General features: G+C 58.1%; 16 protein-coding genes. 5 read left to right on the top strand and 11 right to left on the bottom strand.

The window, feature by feature from the left end; genetic code table 11:
• Positions 1-233: 233 nt before the first annotated feature.
• The 3 genes from DQG13_RS15495 to DQG13_RS15485 all read right to left on the bottom strand — a co-directional run bounded on the left by DQG13_RS15495 (position 234) and on the right by DQG13_RS15485 (position 2,548).
• The gene (locus tag DQG13_RS15495) at positions 234-1,244 is read right to left on the bottom strand and encodes an LLM class flavin-dependent oxidoreductase (protein WP_113020683.1); all 1,011 of its coding nucleotides are present in this window, start codon (positions 1,242-1,244) and stop codon (positions 234-236) included.
• A 27-nt stretch (positions 1,245-1,271) separates the two neighbouring features.
• A complete protein-coding gene (locus tag DQG13_RS15490; RefSeq protein WP_113020682.1) occupies positions 1,272-1,976 on the bottom strand; it encodes an AIM24 family protein in 705 nt (234 codons plus the stop codon).
• Positions 1,977-2,065: 89 nt separating this feature from the next.
• Positions 2,066-2,548, bottom strand: a complete 483-nt coding sequence (locus tag DQG13_RS15485) for a hypothetical protein (RefSeq protein WP_113020681.1) — start codon at positions 2,546-2,548, stop codon at positions 2,066-2,068.
• Positions 2,549-2,733: 185 nt separating this feature from the next.
• Here DQG13_RS15485 and DQG13_RS15480 point away from each other — a divergent pair, with 185 nt between their 5' ends.
• Together DQG13_RS15480 and DQG13_RS15475 are read left to right on the top strand one after the other, a co-directional pair.
• On the top strand, positions 2,734-4,110 hold the full coding sequence (locus DQG13_RS15480) for an RsmB/NOP family class I SAM-dependent RNA methyltransferase (protein WP_113020680.1): 1,377 nt from the start codon (positions 2,734-2,736) through the stop codon (positions 4,108-4,110).
• A 179-nt stretch (positions 4,111-4,289) separates the two neighbouring features.
• Positions 4,290-5,111 (top strand): C40 family peptidase, encoded by an 822-nt coding sequence (locus DQG13_RS15475; protein ID WP_181592771.1) that lies wholly within the window; start codon positions 4,290-4,292, stop codon positions 5,109-5,111.
• Positions 5,112-5,201: 90 nt separating this feature from the next.
• Here DQG13_RS15475 and DQG13_RS15470 read toward each other — a convergent pair whose 3' ends face one another.
• The gene (locus tag DQG13_RS15470; RefSeq protein WP_113020678.1) at positions 5,202-6,296 is read right to left on the bottom strand and encodes a hypothetical protein; all 1,095 of its coding nucleotides are present in this window, start codon (positions 6,294-6,296) and stop codon (positions 5,202-5,204) included.
• Positions 6,297-6,524: 228 nt separating this feature from the next.
• Between DQG13_RS15470 and DQG13_RS15465 the strand changes: the two genes are divergently transcribed.
• Positions 6,525-6,617, top strand: coding sequence for a sporulation protein YjcZ (locus DQG13_RS15465; protein WP_113020677.1), 93 nt, complete (start codon positions 6,525-6,527; stop codon positions 6,615-6,617).
• Between the two features lie 160 nt (positions 6,618-6,777).
• Here DQG13_RS15465 and DQG13_RS15460 read toward each other — a convergent pair whose 3' ends face one another.
• From DQG13_RS15460 to DQG13_RS15450, 3 genes are read right to left on the bottom strand one after another with little or no spacing between them, the layout of a single operon-like run.
• The gene (locus tag DQG13_RS15460; RefSeq protein WP_309472239.1) at positions 6,778-7,590 is read right to left on the bottom strand and encodes a Cof-type HAD-IIB family hydrolase; all 813 of its coding nucleotides are present in this window, start codon (positions 7,588-7,590) and stop codon (positions 6,778-6,780) included.
• 23 nt (positions 7,591-7,613) lie between these two features.
• Positions 7,614-8,360, bottom strand: a complete 747-nt coding sequence (locus tag DQG13_RS15455) for a pseudouridine synthase (protein WP_181592770.1) — start codon at positions 8,358-8,360, stop codon at positions 7,614-7,616.
• Complete coding sequence (locus DQG13_RS15450; RefSeq protein ID WP_113020674.1) at positions 8,351-9,937, bottom strand: RsmB/NOP family class I SAM-dependent RNA methyltransferase; 1,587 nt, start codon at positions 9,935-9,937, stop codon at positions 8,351-8,353. Before DQG13_RS15450 ends, DQG13_RS15455 begins: the two co-directional genes overlap by 10 nt.
• A 137-nt stretch (positions 9,938-10,074) precedes the next feature.
• Here DQG13_RS15450 and DQG13_RS15445 point away from each other — a divergent pair, with 137 nt between their 5' ends.
• Positions 10,075-10,569, top strand: coding sequence for a thioredoxin family protein (locus DQG13_RS15445; protein WP_309472240.1), 495 nt, complete (start codon positions 10,075-10,077; stop codon positions 10,567-10,569).
• Positions 10,570-10,873: 304 nt separating this feature from the next.
• Here DQG13_RS15445 and DQG13_RS15440 read toward each other — a convergent pair whose 3' ends face one another.
• The 4 genes from DQG13_RS15440 to yjbM form a co-directional block, all read right to left on the bottom strand.
• Positions 10,874-13,219, bottom strand: a complete 2,346-nt coding sequence (locus tag DQG13_RS15440; protein ID WP_113020672.1) for a polysaccharide lyase 8 family protein — start codon at positions 13,217-13,219, stop codon at positions 10,874-10,876.
• 32 nt (positions 13,220-13,251) lie between these two features.
• Positions 13,252-14,388: a glycoside hydrolase family 88 protein gene (locus tag DQG13_RS15435; RefSeq protein ID WP_113020671.1), complete on the bottom strand. Its 1,137-nt coding sequence runs from the start codon at positions 14,386-14,388 to the stop codon at positions 13,252-13,254.
• 706 nt (positions 14,389-15,094) lie between these two features.
• Positions 15,095-15,508: a DUF309 domain-containing protein gene (locus tag DQG13_RS15430; protein WP_113020670.1), complete on the bottom strand. Its 414-nt coding sequence runs from the start codon at positions 15,506-15,508 to the stop codon at positions 15,095-15,097.
• Positions 15,505-16,332: a GTP diphosphokinase gene (yjbM, locus tag DQG13_RS15425; RefSeq protein WP_113020669.1), complete on the bottom strand. Its 828-nt coding sequence runs from the start codon at positions 16,330-16,332 to the stop codon at positions 15,505-15,507. The genes DQG13_RS15430 and yjbM overlap by 4 nt, the downstream gene beginning before the upstream one ends.
• Before the next feature lie 410 nt (positions 16,333-16,742).
• Here yjbM and DQG13_RS30800 point away from each other — a divergent pair, with 410 nt between their 5' ends.
• Positions 16,743-16,886 (top strand): hypothetical protein, encoded by a 144-nt coding sequence (locus tag DQG13_RS30800; protein WP_181592769.1) that lies wholly within the window; start codon positions 16,743-16,745, stop codon positions 16,884-16,886.
• The last annotated feature ends 1 nt before the right edge of the window (position 16,887 follow it).

The raw sequence follows: 16,887 nt of genomic DNA, 5'->3' as shown, positions 1-16,887 counted from the left end.
TCCCATTATTTCCAAATTAACCTACGTTGAAGCAAACTGGATGTCGGTTTCGTTCATTATAACTATCACCTGCCGCCTGCCGCCTGCCACCAGCCCGCCGCGCCGCTCTGTTGACCGCACAGCCCCGCCCCCATAACCGCTCGCCCCGCCTCACTCCCGCAAAAGCAAAAAATCCGCCCGGTTTCCAACTTCCAACCGGACGGATAAACACGAACACACAGCATTACAACCTCTCAATACCCCTCCCGCACCACCTGGGACAAAATTTCATAGGAGCGCAGCCGGGCTTGGTGGTCATAGATTTGTCCCGAGGCAATCCATTCGTCGGCACCGGTCAGCTCCTGCAGATGCCGCATCCGGCTCCTGACTGTTTCCTTGCTGCCGATAACCGAATAGCGCTGCTGGCTCTCCACAATGATCCGCTCCCGTTCCCCCGGCCACAGCTCCTCCATGGATTCCACGGGAGGCTCCAGGGGGCCGCCTCCGCCCCGGATCAGGCGCAGGAACTGGATTTGCTGGGAGGTGGACAGCCGGCGCGCCTCCTCGTCCGTATCCGCGGCGAATATATTGATGGCCACCATAACGTGGGGTTTGTCCAGCACCTCCGAGGGAGTGAAGCTCCTTCGGTACAAATCCAGCGCCGGGAGCAGATAATCCGGGGAGAAATGGCTGGCGAAGGCGAAGGGCAGCCCCAGCCGCCCGGCCAATTCGGCGCTGAAGCCGCTGGAGCCCAGAAGCCAGATGGGCACCCGCAATCCCTGCCCAGGCACCGCCTGGACCCCAACGCTGGTGCCGTCAAAATAGGAGCGCAGCTCCTCCAGAAGCTCCGGGAAATCCTGTCCCGAGGCGGCCAGTCCCCGCCGGATGGCGCGGGATGCCGGCTGGTCGGTGCCCGGGGCCCGGCCCAGACCCAGATCAATCCGGCCCGGATACAGGGATTCCAGGGTACCGAACTGCTCAGCGATCAGCAGGGGCGCATGGTTGGGAAGCATGATGCCGCCGGAGCCCACCCGGATGCTGGCGGTGCCGGCGGCGATATAGCCGATGACCAATGAGGTCGCCGAGCTGGCAACCCCCGCCATATTATGGTGCTCCGCCAGCCAGTAGCGCTTGTAGCCCCAGACCTCCGCATGTCTGGCCAAATCCAGGCTGTTGTGCAAGGTCTCCGCGATGCTGCCGCCTTTTAGAACCGGAGCCAAATCCAGCACCGAAACCGGTGTATGATATGCCGCATTTTCCGCCATAGGGCGCAAACCTCCTTTTTTGCTTGTTTATTTGATAAATACGCCGCCGAAGGGAATAACCTCCCGCAGCACCCGCTTGATCAGCCCGTCCTGACGGTGCTCCTTCTCCAGCTCCGGCCCGGCCAGGCTTCCCTGCACCAAGGCCACGCCGTTGCCGGTCATGCTCCAATGGTAGTTCATATGCTGGCTGGCCAGATGATTGCCGTATACGCACAGCTTCAGGCTGGCGTTCTCCGGCATGGCCACCACGCAGCGGGCGTCCACAAACAGCGGCTCCCGCTCATCCAGCTCGATTTCATACAAGGGACCGTAGGTTAGAATGCCCACCAGCCCCTCTCCGGACAGCTTCATTTTCATCCAGTCCCGGGTCACAATCATTTTTTTCAATTGCAGAACCTTATGCTCCATATGTATGCCGGGGGTATAAAAAAACAGATTGCGGAATTCAAACAGCAGGTCGCTGTTGCCGCGGATAGGCAAGGTTTTCAGATAAAAGCCGTGGGGAAGCGCGGTCAGAAATTCGCAGGGGCCGGTAATGTCCGCCTGCAGCAGCTTCCGTTTGCGGTACATGCCCTTCAAGGTCATGAAGCGGTCGGCTCTGCCCTGGGGCTCCCCCCGGTACGCGATAATCTGGCCGGGGTATAGCAGCGACACCTGCTCCCCCGCCTCCAGCTTAAAACGCTCAACCCGCCCGTTCTCCGCCTCTTCCGGATGATGATGGCCGATGTGCATGGCGCGCCGCCTCCGTTTTGGTTGAATCTTTCTGTTGTCGTCGAATCTTTCTGCTACAGTCGAATCTATATATAGCGAATATAGCCAAGTCAGCGTCTCACCCGGGCGCGCATCACATATCTGGCCACCCGGCTGATGCCGAAATATCCGGCAACCAGCAGCACCGCCGTCCAGATGAGGCGTTTAATGCGCTCCGCCTGTCTGGCCCGGGCCGCTTCCGAATCCTTCAGCTCCTCCAGAGTGGCGGCCAGCTGCCGGTTTTGCTCCGCCAGCGCCGCATTGTCGGCCAGGAGCTGCTCCTGGGTCCGGCGGTAGTCCTCCGTAAGCTTCTGGGCTTCCTGGGCTTGGCGGCGGGTTTCCTCCAGCTGCTCCACCGTGGCGTCGTAGCCGGATTTCATCTCATTATATTGCTCCTTCAGCTTGTCCACCTCGCCGGGAACCTGGAACACATCACGGACCCGGTCCACCCAACCGGCATGGGCGGACGGGGGCTGCGCCCCCCACAGCAAGAGACATGCCGCCACCGCGATTCCCGCGGCCGGCAGCCGGAGCAATCGGTTTGTTTTATTCACGGGCTTCCCTCCTCGGCGTCCGGCTGCTTTTATGCAGACCGAAGGTGTATTTTGTCGCTACATGTAGTATACGCGGGTTTTCCCTGGAAGGTTTCCATGAGGAAATTGTCCGGCCGCTTTGGAAAATCGCGCTTTTTGTATTACTATGACTTTATAATACTACACAGCAAGGAGCTACTTCCATTATGCCTCATTCATTGCCCGAAGATTTTATCCGCCAGATGTCCGGCCAGCTGGGCGACGAACTGGAGCCGTTCCTGGCCAGCTACGAGGGTCTGCGGGCCTATGGGCTGCGGCTTCAGCCGCAAAAGGTGCAGCCCGGCAGCCCGTTATGGGAGCAGCTTGCCGCCATGTTCGGCCTGGAGCCGGTTCCCTGGTGCCCCACCGGCTACTATTACCGGGAAGAGACCCGGCCGGGCAAACATCCTTTCCACGCCGCAGGCCTCTATTACCTTCAGGAGCCTAGCGCCATGTCCTCGGCGGAGCTGCTCGCCCCCGCGAAGGGAGAAACCGTGCTGGATCTGGCCGCCGCACCGGGAGGCAAGTCCACCCAGTTGTCCGCCATGATCGGTCCAGACGGCCTGTTGGTCTCCAATGAAATTCACCCGGCCCGGGCCCAGATTCTCGCTGAAAATATAGAACGGATGGGCGCCGCCAATACCATTGTGGTCCAATCGCCTCCGGACCGGCTGGCAGAGCGCTTTCCCCGCTTCTTCGACAAGATTATGCTGGATGCCCCATGCTCCGGGGAGGGCATGTTCCGCAAGGATAAAGCGGCCCGGGAGGAATGGTCCCCGGCCCATGTGGAAATGTGCGCCGCCAGACAGCTGGACATCTTCCGCCACGCCCTGGCCATGCTCAAAAAAGGCGGCACCATCGCCTACTCCACCTGCACCTTCAACCGCAAGGAGAATGAGGAGCTGGTGTCGGCCGTGCTGCGGGAATATCCGGCTCTCACCCTGCTGCGGACAGAACGGCTTTGGCCCCATAAAGTAAGAGGGGAAGGCCATTTTGTCGCCGTTCTCCGGTTGGTCGGGGAGGAAACGGAGGAGCCGCAGAGCCGCAAATCCGGCAAAGCGGGGCGGCCGGACAAGCCGGGTCCCCTTTCCGCCCAGACGGCGGAGGCCTGGAGGCTGTTCCGGGAGTTTGCCGAGACCGCGTTCACCCGGAAGGAGCTGCTGCCGCCGGGAGAACCCCTCCTGTTCGGGGAGCAGCTGTATTGGCTCCCTTCCGGCCGGGAGGGCCGCTTCCGCAGCGCCTTGCTTGCAGGGCTTAAGTCCCCGCGGCCCGGCCTGCACCTGGCCTCCATCCGCAAAAAACGGGTGGAGCCCGCCCACGCCCTGGCATTGGCCATGCCAACCGCCGCCTTCCGGCGGACGGTAAGCTTTCCCGCCTCCTCGCCGGAGCTGGCCGCTTACCTCCGGGGAGAGGTGCTTCCCGCGCCTTCCGACCTGCCGGACGGATGGGTGCCCGTATGCGCGGATTGCCAACCTTTGGGTTGGGCCAAGTGTGCCGCCGGACAGCTCAAGAACCATTACCCCAAGGGCCTCCGGTCCAGATAAACCGCCGAACCGCGGCAGGTCAACAAGCGTCTACTGCTTTTTACCCTTTCGCCTTGCCATCAACCAAAATCAGGCAAGGGCAGGCCTGCTTCCAAAATTTATCCGTTGTTCCCGGTCGTTCCCCCCATTTATACTGGGTCTACCGACGAGATACCAGTCCAATAAGGGAGGAATCGGATATGAACAAACGACTTCAGCAGACTGCCCTTGGCGTTGTTTTGCTTTTTGGCGCCCTGGCTCCGGCCCATGCTTTTGCCGCTACCGAGTCCGTCTCTGCCGTGGCTGCCGTTTCGGCCAAAACCTCTATTGGCGATAAGATTATTGCCTCGGGAAGCAAATATCTGGGCACTCCATATTTGTACGGCGCAGACCCGTCCCAAACCAAGAATTTCGACTGCTCCTCCTTCACCTTCCGGGCATTTATCGAAAACGGCATCAATTTGCCGCGGACAGCCAATGACCAGATGAAGGAAGGCATCGCCGTTACCATGGCCACCGCCCAACCCGGCGATCTGCTGTTCTTCCGGGACAATACCTATCCCGATAAAGCCGGCCATGTAGGCATTTACCTGGGCGACAACCAGATGCTGCACGCATCCGCCAGCAAGGGCGTAACCATTACCCCCTTGTCCACTTCTTATTGGCAAACCCGCTTTATGGCTGTCAAGAGGGTCATCCCTCTGACCTACACCGTCCAAAGCGGCGATACCATGTGGAAAATCAGCCAAACCACCGGCATTTCCTTGAACAGCCTGCGCACGTGGAACTGGAGCACCGTCAAGGGAGACGCCTTGGCGCCGGGGATGCAGCTTTATATTGCCGAGCCGGATCTCCAGATGGGCAACCCGGCAGCGGAAAGGCCCCATTATACCGTCCAAACCGGGGATACCCTATGGGGCATCAGCCAGAAGCTGTCCGTAACCGTAGACATGCTCAAAAGCTGGAACAGCCTGGCCTCAAGCAACATTTACCCCGGCCAGATTCTGAAGCTGAACGCATAAACCGCATACATTCCCGCAGCTCGCGCAAAAGCCGCGGACCGTTTCCTTAAGGAAGCGGTCTGCGGCTTTTTTGAAATTGGATGCCCGTTTTTAATGGAACGGCTCGTTCTCGAAAATCACTTCATCTATCGGCTTATTCCGGGCCAGCATGGTGAAGCTGATCCGGCTGTAGTCCTTTTCCTTGTCCAGCTCATGCATGATTAGCGCGGCGATCCGCTCCCGGTCGCCGGGCTGGACGGAGGAATCCCGGAAATCAATAAAGCCGGACAGCTGCCTTCGGCTAATGTCCACTGTAGCGGTGCCCATGGGATAAGCTCTGAAACGGTCGTAGATTTCGTACGTCAGCATATCCTGGTCATCCCGGGCGAGAATAACCCGGTAGTCCTGATCCTCGCTTTGCCCGGCGGCAAAGCTTCCGTTGTCAACGTAATCCGCGCTGTCGCCAATATCCTCCTGGGCATAGTCCGCCGTTTCCAGAATAGTCCCCTCGTAGCGGTGGTTAAGCCGGAACCCGTCCGAAACCCGCTCCTCCAGCTCATCGGCGATGTGATCGGCCAAAGCGTCCATTTCCTCCGTCTCCGGCTGGAACATCCAATGCACATCTGCCACAAGACCGCCGCCGGTCTGGCGGATAATCAGCTCCGCGGCCCATTCTCCACCTTCATCGTAGACATGATACTCCGAATGGTTTGCCCCGGTCCGGGTGGGGATCAGCTCGTAAAAACCTGTCTCCCCGTCATCCTCCTCATCCGCATAGCCCATTTCCGCCTCGTCCATCAGGACCGTTTCCGGCTCATAGAAATCCCAGTCACCCAGGGCATCCTCGTCATCGGATACCCAGATTACCTCCGGCTCATCCTCATACAGCTGCTCCGGATCGTCCGTTTCCCGCTGCCAGGAGTCCGCAGACAGAATGTGATGGCAGCTGCCCAGGGTCACCACCGCTTCATAATCCTCCACGCCTATGGCCCCGGCCAAATCCCGGACATAACAGTCCACAAACCGGTTAACCTGTTCGGCTTCCCTTGCGTCCAGATGATCCGTCTCCAGCTGCACCGCTCCGGAAAGCCGCTCCCCCTCCCGGTAGACCAGCACCAGTGTCCCGGCAAAACGGCCATTCACCACAATATCGTTTGCTTCTCCGCCCGCCGTTTTCAGATCCGGCCTGAGCACCACTTCCGCCATGGATCATCGCCTCCAGCTCGTAATCGGTATCCCTTCATTAAGAATGCCTACTGTGCCCAATTTCTATTCACCCGGGCAGATGTCTACGACCATAGGGGCAGGACGGCATATGATACATCAGGCCGACAGACATCCGGGAAAAAGAAACACGGTTCCTGCCAAGACGGCGCAACGATCGCAAATAGGTGCAAGAGAGTCGGTACATTAACTTAAACAGGAGGAATCATCATGAGCGCAGTAGCCGGCGGCTTCACTACTACAGGTGTTATCCTGGTTCTCTTTATTCTTCTGGTCATCATTTCCCGCGGATTCCTCTATTAATCCGTCCCGGTTAACACCAATGAACCTAAGGGTGCCTGTGCGGACGAGATGATCCTTGCCCCTTCAACCCGGCCGCGCAGCGCCAAAAAAGAACGCCTTCCCCCGGCACGGGAGCGGCGTTCTTTTTTGATCGTATTGGAAGCGTTTCCCAATGCTCCCTTTACCGGCTGCCCAGCACATATTGCTCCAGAATGCCGCGCACCGCCTCCTCATTATTGGAGACCGTCACCAGATCGGCGGCCTCCTTGACCTTGTCCGGGGAATTGGCCACGGCTACGCCTAATCCGGCGAATTCCAGCATGGCAATATCATTATAATAATTGCCCACTGCCAGCACCTGCTCCCGGGGAACAGCCAGGCTTTCCGCCAGCTTTTTCAGGGCATTTCCCTTGGTTGCTTCGGGATGCATCACATCCACGAAAAAATCGCCGCTGCGGATAGGCGACATTTCACAGCCGATCTGCGGCCATTCCGCCTCCAGTTGGTCCATCCGCTCCATGGTGCCGAACATTGTGAATTTTTGCACAGGCTCCTGCAGCATAACCACATCCTCCACCCGAATGGGGCGGATTCCGTATTTCACATACATATCCTGCTCCCGGGGGGTAATCCGGTCGATATACATGTCAAATGCGGTATTGGCGTCATAATGGATGCCGGTTTCGCGGCAGTATGCCACCAGCCCCGCCAGATCATGCATGTGATACGCAAAGCTGTGAATCAGGCGCTTGTCCTCCGACATAACAGTGGCGGCGCCGTTATGGGCGATAAGGACCCCCTGGAAGCCCAGCTCCTCCATCAGATAGAAGGAGTTGCTGGGACCCCTTCCGGTGCACAGCACAATAGTAGCGCCGGCCTCATGGGCCAGACGGACGGCTTCTTTGGTCCCCTCCGTCAGCTGATGCTCATCATTCAACAGGGTGCCGTCTACGTCAAGGGCAATCAAGCGGTAAGGCTGATCCATCTCTCGCATCTCTCCTCCTGTGGGATCTATGTCTATAAGATTAAAGAAGAAAGCTCCTCCTCCGTCAGCTCCCGGTAAGCGCCCAGCGCCAAGGTGTGATCCAGCGACAGGGAGCCCATGCTGATCCGCTTCAAATATACGACCTTTTTGCCGACGGCCTCGAACATGCGCTTCACTTGATGGAACTTTCCTTCCATAATGGTCAGCTCAATCCGCGCCTCTGATCCTTTCTCGGCATCGCCGGGCTCCAGTATGTTCAATTGGGCGGGCAGAGTCACGTAGCCGTCGTCCAGCCGGACACCGGCGCGGAATGCCGCGCTGTCCGCTTCGTTCACCGGACCGCCCGTTACCCGGGCGAAGTAGGTTTTTGGCACATGCTTTTTCGGCGAAAGCAGCTCATGGGCCAGCTTGCCGTCATTGGTGAGCAGCAGCAGCCCTTCCGTATCCTTGTCCAGCCTTCCCACCGGAAACAGGTCGAAATGGCCGTATTCCTCGCCGATCAGATCCAGCACAGTGGGATCGCGGGTGTCCTCGGTTGCGGAGATATAGCCGGGAGGCTTGTGCAGCATGAGGTAAACAAATTCCCGGTAGACCACTTTTTTGCCGTCCACCAGCACCTCGTCCCGCTCCGGGTTGACCTGCTGGCCGCTGTCCTTGGCCGTTTTGCCGTTCACCTGAACCCCGCCGCGCTTGACCAGAAGCTTAATGGCGCTTCTCGTTCCGAAGCCGGAGTGGGCCAGAAGCTTATCCAGCCGCAAGGTTTGTTTCACTATACCCATCTCCATCCTGCAGGATATTCGTTCTTCAGCATCCCCTGGTTCCATTTGCCCCAGCCCAAAGGGAATCTGTCCACACATACCAGCACATAACCCTTGGGGGAGGTGCCGTCCGCACAATCCAGCGCCGATTCCTCCACCTCCAGGGTCTCCCCCTTCAAATAGTGGATGATCTGGGGAGAAGCCGCAGGCAAGGACAGCACCCGCCGGGCATCGCTGCGGAACAGCCCCATGGCCAGGGCGTGAGAGGGCTCGAACCGGCCCCGCTTCAGCTCGCCGGCGTACCAGCCGGGGCGGTAAATCTTGAGCTCAGCCACGGGCAGGCTGACTGTCGGCGCCAGATAGAGCCGCTCCCCGAATAAAACCGGTGTGCCCGCCAGCGGTTGGGTCAGGTTGTCCTTGACGAATTGCTCCCAAGGAGCCAAGTCCGGCGGGGCTGTTCGCACAAGCGCAGAGCCCCGGCCGCCGCCGGGTTGGCCGGTTTGGCGGGCCTTCGGGTGGGACCCGGCCCGTTCAAGAGCGGGCCGGCTGCCTCCGCCGGAGCGGCCTTGGTCCTGCCGGGAAGCTGCCGCCGGTAGGCTTACCGGCTCCGCGGCGCTGTCCGTTCCCTCTTTTCTGTGAAAAGGCGTTTTGGGGGATTGTTTTTCCAGAATTACGGCAAAATGCCCCTCTCCCTTGATCCGGTGGGGCCATAACCGGACGGCGCCTGCCGTCTCCAGCTCTGCCGCATCGGGAGCTTCGGCCCCTCTTGCTTCCGCGGCCCAGTCCGGCCGCCCCGGAACAAAGCCGTGGGCCGCCGGAGCGGGCACCACCCGGAAATCGGGATGCTGCCGCAGGAAGCCGGCGATCATGCTTTCATTTTCTTCCGGCGAAAAGGTGCAGGTAGAGTATACCAGCCGTCCGCCGGCTGCCAGCATCCGCGCCGCGTCCCGCAGAATGTCCTCCTGCATAGCCATGCAGACGGCCACGGAATGCTTTTCCCACTGGCGGATCATATCCTCGTCCTTGCGGAACATGCCCTCGCCGGAGCAGGGGGCGTCCACCAGGATCTTATTGAAGGCTTGCGGCCAGCGCTCCGCCAGCCGGTCCGGCGTTTCGTGGGTGACCATGGCATTGCGGATGCCGGCCAGCTCCACATTTTTGGTCAAGGCCTTCACCCGGTCCAGACTGTTGTCATTGGCGGCCAGGAAGCCTTGGCCCTGGAGCTTGCCCGCCAGTTGGGTGGTTTTGCCGCCGGGGGCGGCGCACAGGTCCAGCACCCGGTCTCCGGGTTGGACATCCAAGAGCTCCGCCGGGATCATGGCGCTGGGCTCCTGAATGTAGTACATTCCCGCATGGTAATACGGATGTTTGCCGGGTCGCGCGGTTTCCCCGTAATAATAACCGGTGGGACACCACGGAACCGGCGTCAACTCAAAAGGCGACAGTTCCCCCAGTTCTTCCGCCGTCAGCTTCAGCGGATTGCTTCTTAGGCCATAATGCCGCTCCTGCCCAAAGGAAGCCAGGTAAGCCCCGTATTCCTCTTCGCCCAGCAGACGGCGCATTTTTTTGCGGAATGCTTCCGGTAATTGATTGTCCATTTCATCTCACTCTTTTCTAAAAAGGAAGCCCGCTTCATTTGCCAACCCCGAATGGTTCTATGCTATACTATACCAAGAATAAGAGTCAATAACTTGGACTAAGACCTTTCGGAGGAGGTGCGTAAACGTTGAAGAAAATGATGATTTATCTCGGTATCATTCTCGGTGTGTTTGTCATTCTGTTCTTCGTCAACAAAGCGTCCCTCAAAGCCCAAGACGACAATGTTTACGGCGTCCCCGCTTCCCAGCTGGACTCCATGACGGTGAAGCAGCTGGACAATCCCAACTACCAGAATATCATCCTGCCTGCTGACCTGACCCAGAAGCTGTCGGATAAGGCCTCCATGTTTGTCTATTTCTTCTCGCCCACCTGTGTTCACTGTGTCGCCACCACCCCTCATCTGGTTCCGCTGACCAAGGAGCTGGGCGTGGACATGAAGATGTATAATCTGCTGGAGTTCAAAGAGGGCTGGACCGATTACAAGCTGCAATATACCCCCACGCTGATCTATTACAAGGACGGCCAGGAGGCGGACCGCATCGAAGGCGGCTTCTCCATGGAGAAGAACAAACCGACGGCGGAATCCTACGAGAAGTTCAAGGCCTTCCTCAATAAGTACAAAAGTCCGTAAGCGGCAAAACAAAACACCGGATGCCGGTCAGGATGAATTTCCTGGCGGTCCGGTGTTTTTGTTGTGACCACAAACGCGGTCGCTCCTTCTCGCAACGGAACTGTAAGGCGCTTAAACGGGATTTCGGCGCATGTTGAAGGCGTTACGGAACTGAACGGCTCTTATCTGGGCAAAAAAGCGGCTTTTGGCTGCTCCCGGGTCACGTAAGGGCTGATAAGTTCCGTTAATGGGCCGGCGGCCGGATTTTTCCCATTTAAGGGCCGCTGAGTTCCGTCAACGCCAAGGCCCCCTGCCGCTCCAGCCCCTAACGGGCAAGCCGGATCACGAAGCTTCGGCCGGCCGCTCCCGGCATGGCAATCCGCAGCTTCACCGTGGGGCTGAGGGTCAGCACCTCGATCCCCTCGTCCGCCTCCAGCACCGCCGATGCCGCAGCGTGAACTTCAATCTCCAGCCTGCCCGCATTCTGCCGGGCCGGGTCGCTCACCGCCAGCTCCAGCTCCCGCTGGCTTTCCCGGAGCATCACCGCCGCCGTTCCGACCGCGGTGATCCAACCGGCGCCCGCCCGGCGGAGCAGGCAGGGCCCATTCTCCCAGAAGTGGGCGCCGGTAATGCCCAGCCCCCGATGCCACACCGCATGAACCCGTGGAGAATGCTCCAGAATCTCCACGGCAGGCTGCTCCGCGTATGCTTCGACCTCAGCGGGACTTCTTCCCGGCAGCAGCACATACCGGTATGCCGCGTCCACCGGATTACGCCCATGGCGCAGCACCAATGCGGCATAATGCCGGGTGACAGGCTCCGGCTTCCGCAGGTAGCGGTTAATGTCCTCCCAGGTGCCCGTCCGGGTCTCCTGAAAAGCCGCAATATCGGCTTTTCCCGGAAAATAGTACCCGATTTCCCGGCCCGGACCGCCGACCGCCAAATGGACCCAGCTCACCCCGGCCAGCTCCTCCTGCCACCCGCTGCCGTCCGGCATTGGCCTGCCGTCTACAGTCATACGGTGCAGGGCAGGAATGCGGCGGTTTTCCACAATGGTTTCCACATCGGCCGCCTCGGCTCCGGATATGCCCGAACCTACGGCGGCAATCTCATCCTCCAGCAGAAACCAGGATTTCCGCGCCGCAAGCCCTGTCAGCGGATCATGCAGCTCCATCCCGCAGGAGCCGAACTCCCCAGCCATTGCAGCCCCTTTTTCCTGTTGGTGTTGAGGGTTTTCCGGCTGCCGCCCCCCGCCGCCAGGATGCCGGGCTCTCCCCGCCAGCGCAACGCCTCCTGCCCAGGAGTTTGCACCTTTGGCGCCTTGACAAGCCGCTTCCTCCCGGGGCAGCAGACTGACCGTTGTGCCCGGAAGCCTGCGGGCATCCACCGTCGGCCAAAAACCGTCGCTGAACTGCAGCCCATCGGCGTTATACAAATACAGCATCCCGGAGCCGGTGTGCCAGCCCTTGAGATTTTCCCCGTTAATGGCTTCGTAATTGGCGGTGCGGCTGGAATGCAGACTCACACCCAGCCCGAAGCCCGGCCGCCGGTAAACAGCCCGGTCCATGGCCGCGAACAGCCTGAACCCGTGCTGCGGGCGAAAAAGCGGCACCGTTTCATCCTCCATCAGCCTTTTGACGGCACTGATCATAGTCAGCTCGGCATCCCGGTAAAAACCGCCGCAGGAATCCGAGCCGATCCAATGCTTGACCATGGACCGGAAGGCCGCCCGATTCTCCGGCTCTGCGATATCGGAGAGCAGCAGAATGGACTGGACGGCCAAGTGCCCCATCCGGTGATCCGAGCTGTAATGCCGCGAAATTTCCCGCCCCCGGACCATATCCATCAGCGCGCCGTTATAGATGAACGGCTCATAAGAATCATATACCCAGCGGAACACGTGCTGCCGGCCCGGATCGGTTACCTGCCAGGGCGAACCCTCGAGCAGCACCATGAGTCTTGCAACATGGCCCAGCAAGGACAGCCCATATCCGCCGTTATAGGCAAAATGCTCATGCTGAACAAAGGAGCCGTCCTCGTAAAAGCCGTCCCCTTCCATCACATAGGCAAATACCTCTGTCAGCCCGTCCCGGGCGGCCTCCAGCCTGGCCTCGTCCTTTCCGAGCATCCCCAGGAAGGCGGATACCGTTGCCTTCCACACCCGGTTGGCGCCGGTGGTATCCACAACGGGAGAATGCTCCGCAATTGCCCGGAGGAAGGAGGCGGTAAGAGCCGGAGGCAGTTGGCCATGCAGCAGCGTCAAAATATCCGCAAGCCGCAGCGGAATGCCGATGACCCAATCCCACCAATTGCCGTAAGGCTCGCTCCCCTCCCGGTAACGGTGACTCCAAAGCCACGCCAGCGCTTCAGCCAACTCCCGCAGCAGCCCGGCATCTCCCTGCAGCTCCGATCCCTCCGCCGCATAAGCCGCCGCCATGGTCCTGAGCCGGTCAAAGGCTGTGGTGATATGCGCGGAAACCTTTCCGCTGGACAGATCATCCCATAGCTCCCGCCGCTCCTCGCCACGGGCGAGGCTGCTTCGCCAGCCTTGCGCCTCCCCGGCAAGCCGGTCCAGCCCGAAGCGGATATCCGGGTCGGCGGCATCCAGCCGGCTTCCAACCAGCATATCCGCCCATTTTTGCCGCAGCAAATCAAACGCATCCATTTCCATTCCGGGTACCCTCCAAGCGGTTCTGCCCGTCTTTAGCCCAGCAGCTCCCGCAGCTTCGCAATGGCCTCCACATAATAAAAATCGCCGTAAATCAGCGCGCCGTTCTTCACATTGTATCTGCCGCCGTCCCCCGGCTTATACTGGGAGGTTCCGTCTGTCAGCAGACATTCGTCGGACAGATCCCATACCCCGCACTTCTCGTCCAGCGCCTTCAGAATCCGCATGGCCGACTCCAGATACAGCGCCTGCTCCTCCTCCGGCACAGCCTTGGCGATTTCGATCAGGCCGCAGGCGGTAATGGCCCCCGCGCTGCTGTCCAACTGGGTTGAATCGGCAGGCTGCCGGTAATCGCACAGGGGGACATAGCCGGTGAGCGCCAAATTGGTGAGAGTATAATGGGCCACACGTTTGGCGGCATCCAGATACTCCTGCTTGCCTGTCCAATGGTAGGCTTGAGCAAAGCCGTACACTGCCCAGCTTTGACCGCGGGACCAGGAGGAGCCGCTTTGCACCCCTTGTCCGCCGGGAGTTTCCAGCATTTCACCGGTAAACTCGTCAAAAATGACAATGTGGTTAACCGATCCGTCCTTCCGCACAAAAGCCTCCATGGTTTTGTCCGCATGCATCATGGCCAAATGCTTGAAGCGGCTGTCCCCGCTCTTTTGGCTGGCCCAGAACAGGAGAGGGATATTCATCATGCAGTCAATAATCGCCCAGCCTGCATTGTTGCCGTTCCATGCCCGGATGTAGCCGCCGGCAATGTTTCCCCGGGAGGAGAGAACGCTGGCTGCCAGCATGGCCCGTCTTCTGGCCTGCTCGTCCCCTGTCAATTCGTGGTTCATCACACTGGTCAATAACCACATGAAGCCTACATCGTGATGCAGCTCATCATATTGGTGAAGCACCTGATCCAGCTTGGCTTCAATGCTCCCGGCATATTGTTTAAACGTTTCAACACCCGTGCCTTTATACATATGCCACAGAATACCCGACCAGAAGGAATTGGTCCACCAGCTGGGATCGGACTCCTGGCAATCGTCATACTTTCCGTCATGTGTGGTATAGGGCATTCCGTCTTGAATCCGGTTGGCCGTTACCGTAACCTTGCCGACGATTTTGTCCCAGGTCTCCGCAATAAAGCCTTCATGCTTCTTCACAATGGCTTGCATCGTTCCTTCACTCCTCATCATTAATTTAGGGGGATTTTAGCACTTTCCTCTCCCAGTATAAAGAATTATGTATCCGTTTACCAGAAAAAGAATTGCGTTTGTGAGAATAGCGGACAGGAGGTTTCCTCCAGAGGGTACGCCCCCGCATTGAGAAAAACTCCTAGCTGTAAAGAACTTAAACATTCCAATGTGGTAAGAAAAACGTCTGCGGCGGCCTTTGGAGCTGCGTGTTTATCAGGACGTTTGAGTTTGAGTTTGGCGGACTCTGGTTCCGTTATTTCGCTAAAATCCGCCTTTTTTTCTTCCACGCGGACTCACGATCCGTTAAATCTGAAAAAGCGGGGGATTCCACGCCTTCTGGAGCAAAATAACGGAACGTCTGTCCGTGTAAATCTGAAAACGGATCAATTTCGGAAAATAACGGATTCTCTGTCCGCTCAATGTAGAGGGAGCACAGAAACCGGATTTCTGTATCCGGGTTTTGTATGCGTCAGAAGGACAAACCTCTTCAGAATGTCCGTTGGAAAGATCGCGGCTACCGCGGTCGCTCAGAGGTACGTCAAGGAACAAAACCACAGCGCAGCCACGTTAGAAACGCATAGGGGCATGTTTCGTACAGAGTCTAACGCAATTGCCCTGCCGCGCTTCCCGATATATACGCTGATGTGGTAAAAAACGGCCGCCCCGCTCACAGGGCAGCCGCGCGCTATTCTTCTTTTTCGGGAGGATTCCGCTTCATCTCCTCCACCAATCCCGCCAGAACCGGATCGGTGATCTCGATATCCAGATCATAGAACTCGAAGGGCTCCTCATCCAGCCTGTTCAGCTTGGCCGTATACACCCTTGACTCCTCCACCAGCTTCCCCAGCCGGATGCCGTGCAGGATGTCCGGCTGCGCCTCCAGCTTGGCAATGCCTTGGGAGAACAGCTTGATGGAGCCGCTGACATTGCCGTTGCGGTGATGGTACAAGCCCACAGCAATCTGCAGAAGCCCCTGGAAGATGGGATTCCGGCCCTCCTCCAGCCACAGCGCCTCCATTACCTCATGGCACTCAAAATAGTCCCGTTCAATATTAAAATAATAGATGAAGGCCACATATAACTCCTCGTAGCCCCTCATGATCCCTGCTCCCCGTCCGGCTTGGTCCTAAAGGCCTCTCTTGCCTTGATTACCGCCTTTTCCACCTCATCGGCCAGCCCGTACAGTTTGGACAGCTCGTTGGATTCCCAGATTTCCTCGATCCTGCGCTGGAACTCCGCCGCCTCCTTGCCCCTGCGGTAAAAGTACAGCACCTGAATCAGATTCAGCACCTTGGACACCAGAATGGAATGGTCCTCAAACAGCTTCTGGGATTCCACAATTTCATCCCGGATGCTGGACATCTCCTTATCCAGCCGGTAAGCCGCTTCCGCCGCCTTGGATAACCGTTCGCTGATATCCGCGGGAATGGTGCCATGATATTTGTAGTTCAGGGAATGCTCGATAGTGGCCCAAAAATTCATCGCCAGCGTCCTCAGCTGGATTTCGGCCAATATATTCTTCATCCCCAACGAGGTTTGCACCGGATATTCCACAATAATATGATAGCTGCGGTACCCACTTTCCTTCTTGTTGCGGATATAGTCCTTGCAGTATAGCACCTTCAGGTCCTTGCGGTCGGCAATCAGCTCCGCCAGCCGTTCGATATCCTCCTCGAACTGGCACATAATCCGGATGCCGGCAATATCCTCAATCCCGCTCTCCAACTGGTCCATGGGCACATTCAGCTTTTTGGCCTTGGCCAGTATGCTGGAAATTTTCTTGACCCGTCCCGTTACAAACTCAATAGGCGAATATTCCTCACGAGACTTCAGTTCCGTCCGCAGAAGCTTGAACTTCACCTTCAGCTCCTCCACCGACTGCTCGTATGGGAGCAAAAACTTGCTCCAATCTCTTCCGTCCATCCGGCTTCCTCCCAAGAACTTTGCTGGTAAGCAAAGTTCAACTTCGTAAGCATTCACTGAGCTTTGCCGCAAGGCAAAGCTGACTTCGTGAGGGCGTGTCTGAAAACCCGCTTGAGGGCATCTTTCACCGCCTTTTCGCCCCATACTGCGTTACTTCCGCTTGAAGTACCCCCGGTACGCCTTCACGAAAGTGCCTTGCCTGGAACGAAAATTCTGCAAAATCTGCTCCCCTCGGAGTTATCAGACACACCTTAGCATCTGTCTCCTTCATTATTAAACCCCATCCTTCCAAGGTTTGCAAGAAGATCAGAAGCCTACAGGGCGAATTTGTAAAGGGGTGCTGGTACACCTTCGGCGGATTGTGCTAAAATAAGAGTGTTCAATATCGTGAGAAGAAAGGGCGATCATACATGTCCATAAAGAAGCAGGCTCCGGTTTTGGCCCGCACCAAGAAAAAGGACAACGAAGTGAATAAAAAGGCTCTTATTTGGACGGCCTCCATTGTTGGCGCCATCGTTGTGCTTGTTTCCGTGCTGATCATTGTAAACGGTTAAT

The organism is Paenibacillus sp. YN15 (assembly GCF_003285005.1).
In the GTDB taxonomy this organism is placed as follows: Bacteria; Bacillota; Bacilli; order Paenibacillales; family NBRC-103111; genus Paenibacillus_AR.
Note: the sequence above shows the minus strand (reverse complement) of the source record. Positions and strands in the feature narration are given on the sequence as shown.